Source organism: Bacteroidia bacterium, assembly GCA_016218155.1.
Taxonomy (GTDB): Bacteria; Bacteroidota; Bacteroidia; order Bacteroidales; family GWA2-32-17; genus GWA2-32-17.
Window position 1 is genome coordinate 12,443 of record JACREQ010000050.1, and the last position, 13,556, is coordinate 25,998.

The following is a 13,556-nucleotide window of genomic DNA, read 5'->3' on the forward strand; positions in this document are numbered from 1 at the left end:
ATTAATAAATGACAAAATGCCAAATCATTTTTCATTTTCTAATATAATGTTTTATTTCGGGCTTATAATGATTTTATTTTACATTGGAGCCGGACTAATACTTATTTTTGCATCAGTATTACCAAATACTCCAAAAGAGTTTAAAGTAATATTTGGCATTTTCTTTGTCCTTTATGGAATATTTCGCTTTGTAAGAGTATACCCAAAACTAAAAAACCGCAATCAAGATGAAGAAAATGAGTAAATTATGTTACCTAGCATTGGTTATTTTATTATTTTCTTGTAACCAACAACCAAGTCAGACTTATGACGAAACTCCAACTCGAGGAAATATAAAAATCGCCTGCGACGAATCTTTCAAACTTCTTTTTGATACTGAGATATATACATTTGAAAGTTTATACAAATTCGCAAAAATTAATCCAACATATTTACCTGAAAATGATTTATTCAATCTGTTTTTCAATGACTCTGTTAGATTAATTGTAACCACAAGAAAACTTACAAAAAGTGAAGAAGATGGATTGGTTGGCAATAATATAGTACCAAAAACTACTGTTATTGCTTACGACGCATTAGCGTTTATTATTAATAATGATAATACTGATACAACAATTATATATAGTAATATTAAAAAAATATTTACAGGAGAAATTAAAACCTGGAAAGATTTAAATCCTAAATCAGAATTAGGCGATATTGCTATGGTATTTGATAACGAAAAATCAGGCAATGTCAGATATATCAATGAAAAATTTGAATTAAAACAAGGATTTCCTTCAACCTGTTTTGCAGTTAATTCTAATGAAGAAGTTATTAATTATGTAGAAAAAAATAAAAACGCAATTGGATTATTAAGCGTAAATTACATAAGTGACAGACACGATTCTTTAACTATAAACTTTTTAAATAGAATTAAAGTACTTGCAATTAGTGCTGAAACAGATGATGGCACTACTGGTTATTATTTTAGACCATATCAGGCTTATATCGCAAATGTATCTTACCCATTCAGACGAGATGTATATATTATTAGTCGTGAAACATTTACAGGACTTGGCTCAGGTTTTAAACAATTTGTTGCGGGTGAAGTTGGTCAGAGAATTATTTTAAAATCAGGACTTGTTCCTTCTAATATGCCTATTAGGTTAATACAATTATCAAATGAATAATTTTTTGTAATATGACAAAAAGAATTTTAATTTTAGTCGCATTAGTTAGTTTACTAAGTTTTAGTAGTTTTAAAAGTCAGTCACAAACTTTAACTGATGCTATTCGCTTAATGCAAAGCGAACAATTTGATGCTGCAAAAAAAGCATACAAAAGTGTAATTTCTAAAGAACCAAGAAATGGTGATGCCTATTTTTATTTTGGGCAATGTTATCTTTATTCATTTATTGTTGATTCGCTTTCATATTCATTAGATGAAGTAGCCGATTCTGCTTATTTTTACTACAAAAAAGGTACAGAATCAGATCCACTCAATCCTCTTAATTACACAGGTTTGGGAAAAGTAGAATTACTTAAAAAAAATGCAGCAAATGCAAAAGCAAGTTTTGATAAAGCCATTTCATTACTTCCAAGTAAAACTAATAAAAACAGCGAAATATCAAAAGAAAAACAAGCATTAACCTATGCTAAAATTGCTGAAGCATATGCCCAGGTTACTCCATCACAAATGAAAGAGGCATATGCTTACTTGCAATCAGCCCAGTCATATTCAATTCAAGATCCTGCAATATATATCATTACAGGTGATATTTACTTAGAGGATGGAGATGCAACTAATGCAATATTAAACTATAAAAAAGCTCAGGATTTATTACCAAATTCTCCATTAGCAAAAATAAAAATTGGAAACATTTACGTTCGTGGCAGAAACCTAAAAGCAGCCATACCTTATTTTGAAGAGGCTCAAGTAATAGACCCAAAATTTGCTCCGGTATATCGCGAAATGGGCGAATTATATATAAAATCAGGCAATAACGAAAAAGCTAAAGAGAATTTCTCAAAATTCTTAGAATTATCTAACAAAAATATTGCTGCAAGAATTAAATATATTTATGCACTTTTCCTTTGCAAAGATTATAACAATGTACTTGTTCAGATTAACGAAGTATTTGCGACAGACACATCATCAACTATTCTTAATAGGCTTGCTGGATATTCATATTTTGAAACTACAAAATATAATGAGGCTAAGAAATCAATGGATGTTTTCTTTTACAAAACCAAACCAGAACGCATAATAAGCAGCGATTTTGCATATTACGGACGTATCCAGAGCAAATTAGGAAGTGATTCACTTGCAATCGAAAGCTTTAAAAAAGCAATTTCTAAAGATACTTCTAACTATGATCTACTAACAGAGACAGCAAACATCTTAACAAAGCAAAAAAGAAATAATGAAGCTATTGATTTGTTTAATAAAAAAATAAATTCGGGTAAAGCAACTTCACTAGACTACTATTACCTGTCAAAAATATATTATGGTTTATTTGTTAATATAAGTTCCAAACCAGAATATCCAAAAACAGATAGTTTAAAAGTTAAAGCAATTGAATATTTAACTAAAGCAGACACATTATGTGGAAGTTTTATAGCCGACCAACCATCTTCTATGCAAGGACTTCAAAGACGCGCTCAGATTAAAGCTGCATTAGATCCCGAATTTAAAGGTTTAGCAAAACCATTTTATGAAAAAGTATTGGAAAAAGCTCAGGCAGACTCTGTAAAATATACTAAAGAATTAATGGATTCATATGAGTATATGGGATGGTATAATTATATTACAACTCAAAACTATGCAGTTTCTAAAATGTATTACAATAGAATTTTAGCCATCGATCCAAAAAATGCAAAAGCTAAAAAAGTGTTGGAACTGCCAAAACTTAAGAATTTATAAAATAGCTATTCATAACAATTAAAACCCTTATGTTATTATCAGCATAAGGGTTTTTTATTTTTATTAGTACAACTATAGTACGATATAAAACAATAAAATTTAATAAAAGAAGTTTTTATCACAACAGAATTTATCAGTAAAAAATCTCTGTATTTTTTGATTTTAATTTTAGATAATTATTAAACATATTTTAAATGAAAAAAAGTACATCTGTTAAAACTCTAATAAGTTGCAAATCATTAATATTTTACTGATTTAAAAAAAGGATGGCAAATTTGATTTTTATAAAATCATATATTATATTTGCGACGATAAAAAGCGCATTGGAATTAATTTTTAGGCGATTTTTATTCTCTTTTCATAATTTAAAATTGTTTAATTTCAACAATATTATTTCAATCATTAATTAAAAATAACCTTTAAATCAAACAGTAATGAGTAAAAGTGGTCAATCTCTGAAAGATGCTCTGCAATCGGTATTTGCTGGCGGCGCAATAATTATTGCTTTAATAATTGCTTATTTAGTTTTTAAATTTGTAATGGGAAACCCTGTTAATTTTCAGGGAGGAAACCCAGATGGCGAACCTATGCCTGGTAACTATTTAGCTATTATCTACAAAGGGGGTGTAATTGTTCCTATTTTAATGGCTTTAATTATTATTCTTATTACTTTCACTATCGAAAGATTTTTATCTATTCGTCGTGCTCGTGGAAAAAAACGTTTAAATGTTTTTGTTAAACAATTACAAGGTCTTCTTGCAGAAGATAAAATTGAAGAAGCTTCAGCAGCTTGTGATAAACAAAAAGGATCATTAGGTAATGTAATGAAAGCTGGTTTACACAGATATCGTTCATTAGAAAACGAAACCAATTTAAACAAAGATCAAAAGATTCTTGCGCTTCAGAAAGAAATTGAAGAAGCTACAGCATTAGAACTTCCTATGCTTTCAAAGAATCTAGTAATTCTATCAACCATTGCTTCTATCGCCGTTCTTATCGGTCTTATTGGTACTGTATTAGGTATGATTAAAGCTTTTGCTGCTCTTGCTCAAGCTGGTGCTCCAGATGCTCTTGCTTTAGCAACCGGTATTTCTGAAGCTCTTATTAATACAGCTTTTGGTATTGGTGGTTCAACTTTAGCTATCATTCTTTATAACTTCTTCTCTACAAAGATTGATGCAATGACATTCAAAATTGATGAAGCAGGATTTAGCTTAACACAAACATTTGCTTCTAAAGTAAAATAATTTAGCAAATTATAGCTAAAAATGTCTAAAATTAAGATACATAAGAGTAGTCCGCACATCGACATGACGCCGATGGTAGACTTGTTTGCTCTGCTTCTTACATTTTTCATGCTTACTTCAACGTTTCGTCCTCAAGAACCTGCAGTTATTGATACACCTGCTTCTATTTCCGAAAAACAGGCACCTGATAAGGAAATATTAAGCATATCTATTGATAAACTAGGTAAAGTTTATTTCAATCTTGATAATGGACCAGATACAACAACGAAGTTTCGTGAAAAAGTGCTTGAAAAAATGGCCGAGCAATACAAATTAACTTTCACACCCAAGCAGTATGAAACATTTGCTAAGCTTGGTGCGTTTGGTATGCCTGTTCAGCTTCTAAACCAATGGATTGACAAAAAAGATCCTACTGAAAGAGATAAATTTCAGAAACAATTGGTTGAAGCAAAAAAAGATGGCATCCCAACCGACTCTGTTGATAACCAGTTAGCATGGTGGATACTAATTACTAGACAAGTTGATCAGAATATTCAGGTTGGTATTAAAGCCGACATGGAAACCGATTATAAAGTGGTAAAAAAGGTTCTGGATATTTTGCAAGACAAGAAAGTAAATAAGTTTAATCTTACTACCAACCTTGAAAAAGTTGAAGTTAAAGTTGAAAACTAAAAAAAGGAAATGGTATGGCACAAATAATAGAAAATAATGCCGGTAAAGGCGGAGGCGGTAAAAGAAAACCTAAAAAACATTCGACAGCCATAGATATGACTCCTATGGTGGATTTGATGTGTCTCCTTATTACATTTTTCATGTTAACAACTGCTTTCAGTAAACCAAAGGTTATGGAAATAGTTTTACCTGAAAAAGATGTTGATACAACTAAAACTAAATCACCTCCTGTAGATAAAAAGAGAGCTGTTACAATTATTCTTGCAGAAAATGATATAGTTTACTATTATGAAGGTTTAGCAAAACCTGACTCACTTCCTGCATTAATTAAAACAGATTATAGTAAGGATGGAATTCGTAAATTTTTACTAAAACGCAACAAACCTCTTTTTGACAAAATCATTGAATTAAAAGAAAAGATTAAAAAAGGAGAGCTTGTACTTCCTAAGGATTCTGTTAGTTCAGAATTGAAGAAATTAAAAAATGATGACCATGTAGGTCCTATCGTATTAATTAAAGCAGCAGATAATATTAAATATAAAAATTTCGTAGATATTATCGATGAAATGGCTATTACAAATATTGCTCGTTATGCTGTTGTTGATTTAAATGCTTTAGAACTTAAAATGCTCGAACTTGCACCTAAATAACTACTAAAACTATGTCAACAATAACAAGTGTTAAAGTAGAAAAATTGGATGAGATCGTATTCGCGCATCGTAATAAAGAATACGGAGCATATGAACTAAGAAAAAAGTACAATAAAACTGTTACCAGAGCTTTGTTCATTGCTTTTGTAGTTTTAATTATCACTGCCGGAACACCATTCATTATGGCTCTTAAAAACAGTGGAAACAATAAAATAGTTGATGAAACTATTCAGGCTAATCTTTTAGATGTTAAAAATCAGGAAGAAGAATTGCCACCTCCTCCACCTCCTCCTCCTCCTCCTGCTTTGGAACAACAGGTAAAATATACTGCTCCTGTAGTAGTAGATTCAGTTGACGAAAAAGTTGAAATAGCAACAACTGATGAACAGGTTAATACTGCTGTTAATGAAGAAGTAACTGAAGAAGTAGTAGAAACTAATCAGGCTATTCAGGAAGAAGAAGTAATTAACTTTTATGTAATTGAAGAGAAACCTGAATACCCAGGCGGTATAGAGGCAATGAATAAATGGATTGCAGAAAATGTAAAATATCCTGAAATTGCTAAAGAAAATGGTGTAACAGGAAAAGTTTTTATTCAATTTGTAATTGATAAAGACGGTAAAGTCTCAAATGTTCAATTACTAAGAGGCGTAGATCCTTATCTGGATAAAGAAGCTTTACGTGTTATCTCAGCTATGCCATCATGGACACCTGGAAAACAACGTGGAAAAACAGTTAAAGTATCATTCCAGATACCGATTAACTTCAAACTTAATTAGAATTAATAATCTATTTTAAACCCTCTGATTAATAATCAGGGGGTTTTTTATTTTGTAATATTTTAGTTTGCAAACAATATGAAGTATAGATTTACGTTTTAATTTAAAACCAACTCAAATTATTATTTATGATGGCATAAATACATTAAATGTTCTGTATTAATAAACCTTAAACATTAATGTTATGTCAACAAATAAAAAAAACAGAGAAGAAAACCTGGATGAAATTGTTTTTGCCCAAAGAAACAAAGAGTATGGTGCATATGAACTTAGAAAAAGGTATAAAAAGAATGTAATTAAAGCACTAAGCTTTTCATTTTTTCTTTTATTGGTTATTACTATAACACCATTAATTATGGCATTTACCGGCTATAATAGTAACATTTTTATTCCTGACATAACAGAATATGGCTTTACAGAAGTTACAGAAACAGAAACTGTAACACCACCCGAAGCTCCACCACCTGTAGCTAAAGTAGACATTGAAGCAGTTAAATTTACTACACCGATAATTGTAGAAAATTCAAAGGATACAGTTGAAATGGGCTCAACTGATAATTTAATTGAGAATACTGAAAATCCTGAAATTACTGAAGAACCATATGTTGAGAAGAAAAATGCAGCTATTGATGATGAAAAATCATTTGAATATTCATGGATAGAAGAAAAACCAGAGTTCCCTGGTGGCGAGGAAGCATTACTAAAGTGGATTGCTGACAACACCAAATTTCCTGAATCTGCAAAAGAGATTGGAGTATCTGGTAAAGTTTGTGTAAATTTTATAATAAATAAAGAAGGAAAAGTAGTTAATGTTGAACTTTTAAATAGTGTTGATGAATACTTAGATAAAGAAGCATTAAGAGTAATTTCGTCAATGCCCGACTGGAAACCCGGAAGAAATAATGGAAGAGCAGTTAATGTTTCTTATAGAGTACCAATAAAATTCACGCTTTGCAATAAATAATTAAAAAAATCCCCTTGAAAAAACCAAGGGGATTTTTTTTTGCACATTATTTTAATTTGTATTATGGAAAAAAAAAATTAATGCATCATAAATTCAAAATTAAAAACAATAAGAAGTAGAGTAGTTACGTTCTTAATAGAAACTAACCAAAACCTGTACAATTTGAGGACATAACTACATTAATATTTCAGCAATTACAAACCTTAAACATTAATGTTATGTCAAAAAAGAAGAAGACCAGAGAAGAAAACATGGATGAAATTGTTTTCGCTCACAGAAACAAAGAGTACGGAGCATACGAACTCAGAAAAAAGTATAATAAAAATGTAGTTAAATCAATGGGATTTGCATTCTTCCTATTGTTATTAACTACCATTACGCCATTAATTATGGCATTGAATGACAGTATTGGCAACAGCATTGTTGACGAGACTGTAACTGCAAACTTATTAAAAATTGATAATCCTATTGATGTGCCTCCTCCACCACCACCTCCTCCACCTGACCCTGTGCAGGAAGAACAAAAAGTAAGATATACTGCTCCCGAAATTGTTGATTCTGTTGATAAAGATATTGTTATGTTATCAAATGACGACCTAATAAAAAAGACTGTTCCGGATGACATTCCAACTGATGTACCAGAAACAAATGATGTTATTAAAGGAGATGATGTAGTTAATTTTTATGTTATTGAAGAAAAGCCTTCTTTCCCAGGTGGAGAAAAAGCGATGATGGAATGGATTGCTAACAATACAAAATATCCTGATGTTCCTAAAGAAAGTGGAGTAACCGGAAAAGTTTTCGTGAAATTTATTATTGATAAAGAAGGAAAGGTTACAGATGTTGAACTACTTAATAATGTAGATCCTTATCTTGACAAAGAAGCATTAAGGGTTGTTTCTGAAATGCCATCATGGACACCTGGCAAACAACGTGGAGAAACAGTTAAAGTTTCCTTTCAGATACCTATTAAATTTATGCTGTACTAAAAAAGTTTAATAAAAAACCCCTTGAGATCTCAAGGGGTTTTTTATTAATATTAAAATTTATTAAATAAATTAAACCTGTTTCTTCCAGTTTTCCAACTGAGCCATCATAATTTTCTGAATATATTTTCCAATAATATCAAACTCAAGATTCACAACAGTTCCTTCTTTTATCTGATGAAAATTAGTTATATCGTATGTAAAAGGAATTATTGCAACAGAAAATTTATCTTCTCTTGAATTTACTACTGTTAAGCTAACACCGTTCACAGAAATTGAACCTTTTTCAACAGTAATATTACCTTTTGTTTGATCATATTTAAAAGTGAAATACCAGCTTCCATCAGCCTCCTTAACCTCAGTACAAACAGCCGTCTGATCAACATGCCCCTGAACTAAATGACCATCTAATAATTTATCAACTGTCATACTTCTTTCGAGGTTAACTTTACTACCAACCTGAAGTAATCCTAAATTAGTTTTATCAAGTGTTTCCTGAATTGCAGTAACAGTATATGTTGAATCAGTTGTTTTAACAACTGTCAGACATACTCCGCTATGCGCAATACTCTGATCGATTTTCAAATCTTTAGTAAACGAACATTGCATGGTAATATGAAGGTTACCACCATCTTTTTCTAATGCAACCACTTGAGCTGCTTCTTCTACTATTCCTGAAAACATATATATTTTTTTTGGTAAAATTAGTAAAAAACATAAGAATCAAACTTGATTTTAGCTTTTAAAAAGTTGATATTAATTAAAAACATATAAATAAATTATAATAGAAGCCTACAATAGTATATTTTTGTAAAAAAAATTAAAGCATATAATTTTAATTTACAAATCAAGAGCTTTTTAAATGGACACATCATATTTTGAAAATCTCTTAAAAGAATTCCACAGACCTTTACACGATCCTGTATTAGTGTTTTCAGTTATTCTGATGATTATATTGTTTTCACCAATTGTTTTAAGAAAACTAAGAATTCCCAGTATTATCGGACTGATTATCTCTGGATTAGCCTTAGGTCCTCATGGAATAAATTTACTTGAAAAAAACTCTGCTGTTGATCTTTTTTCCACTATAGGTCTGCTTTATATTATGTTTATTGCAGGATTGGAACTTGACATGAACGAGTTCAGAAAAAACAAACATAAAAGCATCATTTTCGGATTCTTATCTTTTACAGTTCCATTTGTATTTGGCTTTCTTATATCTAAACATTTATTTAATTATGAATGGAATACATGTTTACTAATAGCAACATTGTTTTCTACACATACTATGGTTGCATATCCTATTATCAGCAAATACGGATTGGCTAAAAATGAAGCTGTTGCCATAACTGTTGGCGGAACTATTTTAACAGATACTGCTGTTCTTATAATACTTGCAATAAATTTAAGTTCAGCTCAGGGAGAACTAAATAGTGATTTCTGGATAAGAATGGGAATATCTCTTCTGGTTTTTCTTATAATTATGTTTTTTGTGATTCCAAGAATTGCCAAGTGGTTTTTCATGAAACTTGAAAGTGAAAAAACTTCACATTACATTTTTGTTTTATCTGTAGTTTTTTTTGCTGCCTTTCTTGCAAAATTATCAGGATTAGAACCAATTATTGGAGCATTTGCTGCCGGATTAGCACTTAACAGGTTAATTCCACATTCATCTACATTAATGAATAGAATTGAATTTATAGGAAATTCCATTTTTATTCCATTTTTCCTAATTAGTGTAGGAATGGTAGTTGATCTCAGGGTATTCTTAAATGGAACAACAGCTATAATTATTGCAACTATTTTTACTATTGCTGCATTAACTTCAAAATGGCTTGCAGCTGCTATTACACAATTAATATTCAGATATTCAAGCAATCAACGACAATTAATTTTTGGATTGAGTAGTTCTCATGCAGCTGCAATTCTTGCTGTAGCTTTAGTTGGTTATAATTCCCATATTATTAACGAAGAAGTATTAAACAGCGCAATTATAATTATTCTGGTAAGTTGTATTGTGGCATCATTTGTTACAGAAAGAGTTGCAAGAAAAATAATTCTTAACTCAACTACTGATGACGATAAAACCATTTCTTTAAAACAAAAAAACTACGAACATATACTTTTACCTTTAGCAAATTTCAGTAATATGGAAAATTTGCTTGACTTTGCTTCGTTACTTAAAAATAAAAAGTCGAATAATCCAATCACAATATTATCAATCGTTCCGAACGATAAAGAAGCTGAATTAAATTTACAAAAAGCAAAGCAAAATCTTGATTCTTTAGCAAAACATGCTTCAGCAAATGAAACTCATGTAAACGTTGTTGCAACAATTGACCATAATGTTGCAAGTGGAATTGTAAGGACATCAAAAGAAATAATGGCAGATATTATTATTCTGGGGTGGCCAAAGAAATCAAGCTTAGTAGATAAATTAATGGGAGAAAGAACAGACTCTATATTAAACGAATCAGATAAAAATATTTTCCTATGTAATATCGACAAGCTACTTATAACCGGAAAAAGAATAGTTTTAATAGCACCTCCTTTTTCGGAACTGGAAAACGGATTTGAAACATGGTTACAAAAAACAATTAAGTTAGCAAATGAATTAACACTTACTATTACTTGTTTTTCTAATAAAAAAACAGAAGAGGCAATACAATTATCAATTGCTAATTCTAAATCAGGAAATATTTTATACAATAATTTTAATGATTGGGAAGATTTTCTGATACTTTCCCGACATATCAATGATGATGATATCATTGTTTTTATATCAGCCAGAAAAGGCTCTGTATCGCATCATGATTACATGGAAAATCTTGCTAACAAATTAGAAAAGTTTTTTCCAAACAACTCGAAATTCTTAGTTTACCCACAAAGAAATGACAGTGATAACAAATATACAGAGTATAACGATGTAAATTCAGAGACTATAACAAAGAGCCTAACAACTCTAAAAAAGGTTGGTAAAGAATTAAAAGTATTTATACAAAAGAAAAACAAATAGCTTAAACAAAAAAACTCCGGTTATTACTAACCGGAGTTTTTTTGTTTATTTTTAAATTATTGTATCACTACATTATAAGTCTGACCATATATTGTAAAACTTGCATTTCCGTCACAAGCACCGGTTCCATAATCAACTAATATTGACGGTTGGTTACCAACCACAATAGTAAGTTTTCCTTGTTTTATAAAACGGCATGTCCAACTGGTAAGCAAAGGATTAGCACTATCAATAGTTATTGTATAACTTTCATTAGCTGTTGTAACTCCACTTGCAGAACCTGTTGTTGAAAATTCATCATCCCATGGATATATTGGAGTTCCTTGACCACTTAACCATTCAGTAACTCTATCGGTTGTCCATGTGTGATGTTCACCAGCAGGGTGTGTAATTACGCCATTTGTAACAACTACATGATAAGTTAAATGTTGGCTGGCATTTAAACCCTGATTCGTTATGGTTTTTGTACCTTCAACTTTGTAATCGTTTACATAATAATTATTTGTTGTTACAGTACAAACTGAACCAGCTTCATGCATCCAGTTAGATGCGGTATAAATTACTTTACCTTTTCTGGTTACACCGTAACTATCAGTACATCCTGTACCAAAATCAACAGTAATATGTTTTGGCCAGGTAGTTAAATTAAACTCGCCTGCACCTAATGTTATTGTAGCACAGGGATATGCACTTATAGATTTTTTTCCAGCACAAGAATCTTTCATATAAGATGATGAATAATCAACTTGTTTGTAAACATCATCAAACATAGAGCTAGCTATAGAATTGTTTGTTGCTGCATTCATATTAGATGTAGCATTGAACGGATCCTGCTTTGTTTCATCAGCTTTCTTACAAGAAATTAAAGCTACAAAAGCAATAAACAGACAAAGATTTAAGATTTTCATAATATTATATATTTTTTGGTTAGGTTTTAAATTAATATGTATTACAAATATAAGGACTGTTTTTAGATAATAATAGTTGCTTTGAATTTACAAGTTTATTTGGTTTGTATATTATCACAATACAATTTATATTTTTCTGTAATTTTTAATACAATTTCGTAATCAGTAGCCGACAATAAATAATCTTTACTAAAATTACACCACGACATAAACTTAATAGTTTCATTGCCTTTTAATCCAGTAACTCTTTCTACAATAAATTTATTGTATTTCTGGTCTATTGCATACACATTCCATTTATCATTTTCTAATTCATGATATCTTCTTATGCTTTTTTCGCGCTGACTAAAATTGTAATACAGATATGATATTGGACTAGAAACAGCAAAAGCTAAGCTTTTTACATATTTTTCATTTTCAAAATTATGTATTGTAGTTCTATTTTTTAATGTAATTCCGGGAATTACATAATTATCTTCCTTAGTTTTTAATGCTAAAAACTGAGTTTTAAACTCATTATAATTTGAAAAAGGTAAAACAGTTACTTCATTCAATTTTACAGTATCAACCGAAAGACATAGAAATTGTTTTTCGTTCATTTGATTTTCAGAAATAATCAGAAATTTTGTTTTGTATCCAACTGATGTAAATCTTAAAATATCATCTGCTTTAACCTTAATTTGAAAGTTTCCCTGAGAATTGGTTGCAACAGCATAACCAGCAGTTTCATTAACTATATTTATAGATGCTAATGCTTTACTGTCTTTGCAATCTAAAACATTTCCATTAAAATAGAAATAATTATCTCCCTGGGAATACCCAAAAAGTGAAATTAAAACTATAAATATCAGCAGATAATATTTCATTGTTATTGCAAATATAAGACGAAAAACTATTCGCTTTGTTACATTAAATTAATTTAACAAGTTATTCTTCAGTTTTTTCGGGTACTGAATTAAGCAATTCTTCAACAATTTGTATGACTACTAGTTCGCACGATTTTTTAAGTAAAGCATCTTTATATGCTTCTTTACCTTCTTTCATATAAACTCTGATTCTAATTCCACGTTTCTCATTACTTTTTAATTTTCCGACCTTTTCAGGTGAGCAAACTTTAAATTTTAACTGAGTATCTTTAGTTGTCCAGATGCCATGTATCATAGTTATTTTAACTCCTTTTCCGAGACTGTCAAGTTCTATTCCGCTCCAGTTATAAACCCCGTCAACTTCTTCTACTTCTCCAAATCTTTGTTGAATTGCATCTATAAACAAATCAATACTATCATTAACATCAATATATGATTCAACTTTATTATTTTCTAAAATAATTCTATTTATATGCACTCTTAAACTATCTTCTTGTGAATAAACAGAATAACTTATAGAGATTAAGATGATTACTAATATTTTTTTCATGAGGTTGTATTAT

At 30.2% G+C, this 13,556-nt stretch carries 14 protein-coding genes; 10 read left to right on the forward strand and 4 right to left on the reverse strand.

Features of this window, described 5'->3' with window-relative positions; all coding sequences use genetic code 11:
- The first annotated feature begins 16 nt into the window (after positions 1–16).
- The 9 genes from HY951_09855 (at position 17) to HY951_09895 (ending at position 8,206) form a co-directional block, all read left to right on the forward strand.
- Positions 17–244, forward strand: a complete 228-nt coding sequence (locus tag HY951_09855; protein ID MBI5540349.1) for a hypothetical protein — start codon at positions 17–19, stop codon at positions 242–244.
- On the forward strand, positions 237–1,172 hold the full coding sequence (locus HY951_09860) for a substrate-binding domain-containing protein (protein ID MBI5540350.1): 936 nt from the start codon (positions 237–239) through the stop codon (positions 1,170–1,172). Before HY951_09855 ends, HY951_09860 begins: the two co-directional genes overlap by 8 nt.
- Positions 1,173–1,183: 11 nt before the next feature.
- Positions 1,184–2,905, forward strand: a complete 1,722-nt coding sequence (locus HY951_09865) for a tetratricopeptide repeat protein (GenBank protein ID MBI5540351.1) — start codon at positions 1,184–1,186, stop codon at positions 2,903–2,905.
- A gap of 434 nt (positions 2,906–3,339) precedes the next feature.
- Complete coding sequence (locus tag HY951_09870) at positions 3,340–4,152, forward strand: MotA/TolQ/ExbB proton channel family protein (protein ID MBI5540352.1); 813 nt, start codon at positions 3,340–3,342, stop codon at positions 4,150–4,152.
- Positions 4,153–4,224: 72 nt separating this feature from the next.
- A complete protein-coding gene (locus tag HY951_09875; GenBank protein ID MBI5540353.1) occupies positions 4,225–4,824 on the forward strand; it encodes a biopolymer transporter ExbD in 600 nt (199 codons plus the stop codon).
- A 14-nt stretch (positions 4,825–4,838) separates the two neighbouring features.
- The gene (locus HY951_09880) at positions 4,839–5,474 is read left to right on the forward strand and encodes a biopolymer transporter ExbD (GenBank protein ID MBI5540354.1); all 636 of its coding nucleotides are present in this window, start codon (positions 4,839–4,841) and stop codon (positions 5,472–5,474) included.
- Positions 5,475–5,485: 11 nt separating this feature from the next.
- Positions 5,486–6,253, forward strand: coding sequence for an energy transducer TonB (locus HY951_09885; protein MBI5540355.1), 768 nt, complete (start codon positions 5,486–5,488; stop codon positions 6,251–6,253).
- 184 nt (positions 6,254–6,437) lie between these two features.
- Entirely contained in the window at positions 6,438–7,217 is a 780-nt protein-coding gene (locus tag HY951_09890) for an energy transducer TonB (GenBank protein ID MBI5540356.1), read from the forward strand.
- A 218-nt stretch (positions 7,218–7,435) separates the two neighbouring features.
- On the forward strand, positions 7,436–8,206 hold the full coding sequence (locus tag HY951_09895; protein ID MBI5540357.1) for an energy transducer TonB: 771 nt from the start codon (positions 7,436–7,438) through the stop codon (positions 8,204–8,206).
- A 69-nt stretch (positions 8,207–8,275) separates the two neighbouring features.
- Here HY951_09895 and HY951_09900 read toward each other — a convergent pair whose 3' ends face one another.
- On the reverse strand, positions 8,276–8,887 hold the full coding sequence (locus tag HY951_09900) for a riboflavin synthase (protein ID MBI5540358.1): 612 nt from the start codon (positions 8,885–8,887) through the stop codon (positions 8,276–8,278).
- A gap of 178 nt (positions 8,888–9,065) precedes the next feature.
- On the opposite strand from HY951_09900, the gene HY951_09905 reads away from it, so the two are divergent.
- Positions 9,066–11,219: a cation:proton antiporter gene (locus tag HY951_09905; protein MBI5540359.1), complete on the forward strand. Its 2,154-nt coding sequence runs from the start codon at positions 9,066–9,068 to the stop codon at positions 11,217–11,219.
- A gap of 56 nt (positions 11,220–11,275) precedes the next feature.
- On the opposite strand, the gene HY951_09910 is transcribed toward HY951_09905, so the two are convergent.
- The 3 genes from HY951_09910 to HY951_09920 form a co-directional block, all read right to left on the reverse strand.
- On the reverse strand, positions 11,276–12,127 hold the full coding sequence (locus HY951_09910; protein MBI5540360.1) for a hypothetical protein: 852 nt from the start codon (positions 12,125–12,127) through the stop codon (positions 11,276–11,278).
- A 95-nt stretch (positions 12,128–12,222) separates the two neighbouring features.
- Positions 12,223–12,993 carry a carboxypeptidase-like regulatory domain-containing protein gene (locus tag HY951_09915; protein MBI5540361.1) on the reverse strand — a complete coding sequence of 257 codons (771 nt, stop codon included), beginning with the start codon at positions 12,991–12,993 and terminating at the stop codon, positions 12,223–12,225.
- A gap of 61 nt (positions 12,994–13,054) precedes the next feature.
- Positions 13,055–13,543, reverse strand: coding sequence for a hypothetical protein (locus HY951_09920; protein ID MBI5540362.1), 489 nt, complete (start codon positions 13,541–13,543; stop codon positions 13,055–13,057).
- Between the last annotated feature and the right edge of the window lie 13 nt (positions 13,544–13,556).

Excerpts from the sequence above, each read along its gene's own strand:
- HY951_09900 (MBI5540358.1), bottom strand. The coding sequence starts at position 8,887 with ATGTTTTCAGGAATAGTAGAAGAAGCAGCTCAAGTGGTTGCATTAGAA.
- HY951_09890 (MBI5540356.1), top strand. The coding sequence starts at position 6,438 with ATGTCAACAAATAAAAAAAACAGAGAAGAAAACCTGGATGAAATTGTT.
- HY951_09895 (MBI5540357.1), top strand. The coding sequence starts at position 7,436 with ATGTCAAAAAAGAAGAAGACCAGAGAAGAAAACATGGATGAAATTGTT.
- HY951_09905 (MBI5540359.1), top strand. The coding sequence starts at position 9,066 with ATGGACACATCATATTTTGAAAATCTCTTAAAAGAATTCCACAGACCT.
- HY951_09920 (MBI5540362.1), bottom strand. The coding sequence starts at position 13,543 with ATGAAAAAAATATTAGTAATCATCTTAATCTCTATAAGTTATTCTGTT.
- HY951_09870 (MBI5540352.1), top strand. The coding sequence starts at position 3,340 with ATGAGTAAAAGTGGTCAATCTCTGAAAGATGCTCTGCAATCGGTATTT.
- HY951_09910 (MBI5540360.1), bottom strand. The coding sequence starts at position 12,127 with ATGAAAATCTTAAATCTTTGTCTGTTTATTGCTTTTGTAGCTTTAATT.
- HY951_09855 (MBI5540349.1), top strand. The coding sequence starts at position 17 with ATGCCAAATCATTTTTCATTTTCTAATATAATGTTTTATTTCGGGCTT.
- HY951_09860 (MBI5540350.1), top strand. The coding sequence starts at position 237 with ATGAGTAAATTATGTTACCTAGCATTGGTTATTTTATTATTTTCTTGT.
- HY951_09880 (MBI5540354.1), top strand. The coding sequence starts at position 4,839 with ATGGCACAAATAATAGAAAATAATGCCGGTAAAGGCGGAGGCGGTAAA.
- HY951_09915 (MBI5540361.1), bottom strand. The coding sequence starts at position 12,993 with ATGAAATATTATCTGCTGATATTTATAGTTTTAATTTCACTTTTTGGG.
- HY951_09865 (MBI5540351.1), top strand. The coding sequence starts at position 1,184 with ATGACAAAAAGAATTTTAATTTTAGTCGCATTAGTTAGTTTACTAAGT.
- HY951_09875 (MBI5540353.1), top strand. The coding sequence starts at position 4,225 with ATGGTAGACTTGTTTGCTCTGCTTCTTACATTTTTCATGCTTACTTCA.
- HY951_09885 (MBI5540355.1), top strand. The coding sequence starts at position 5,486 with ATGTCAACAATAACAAGTGTTAAAGTAGAAAAATTGGATGAGATCGTA.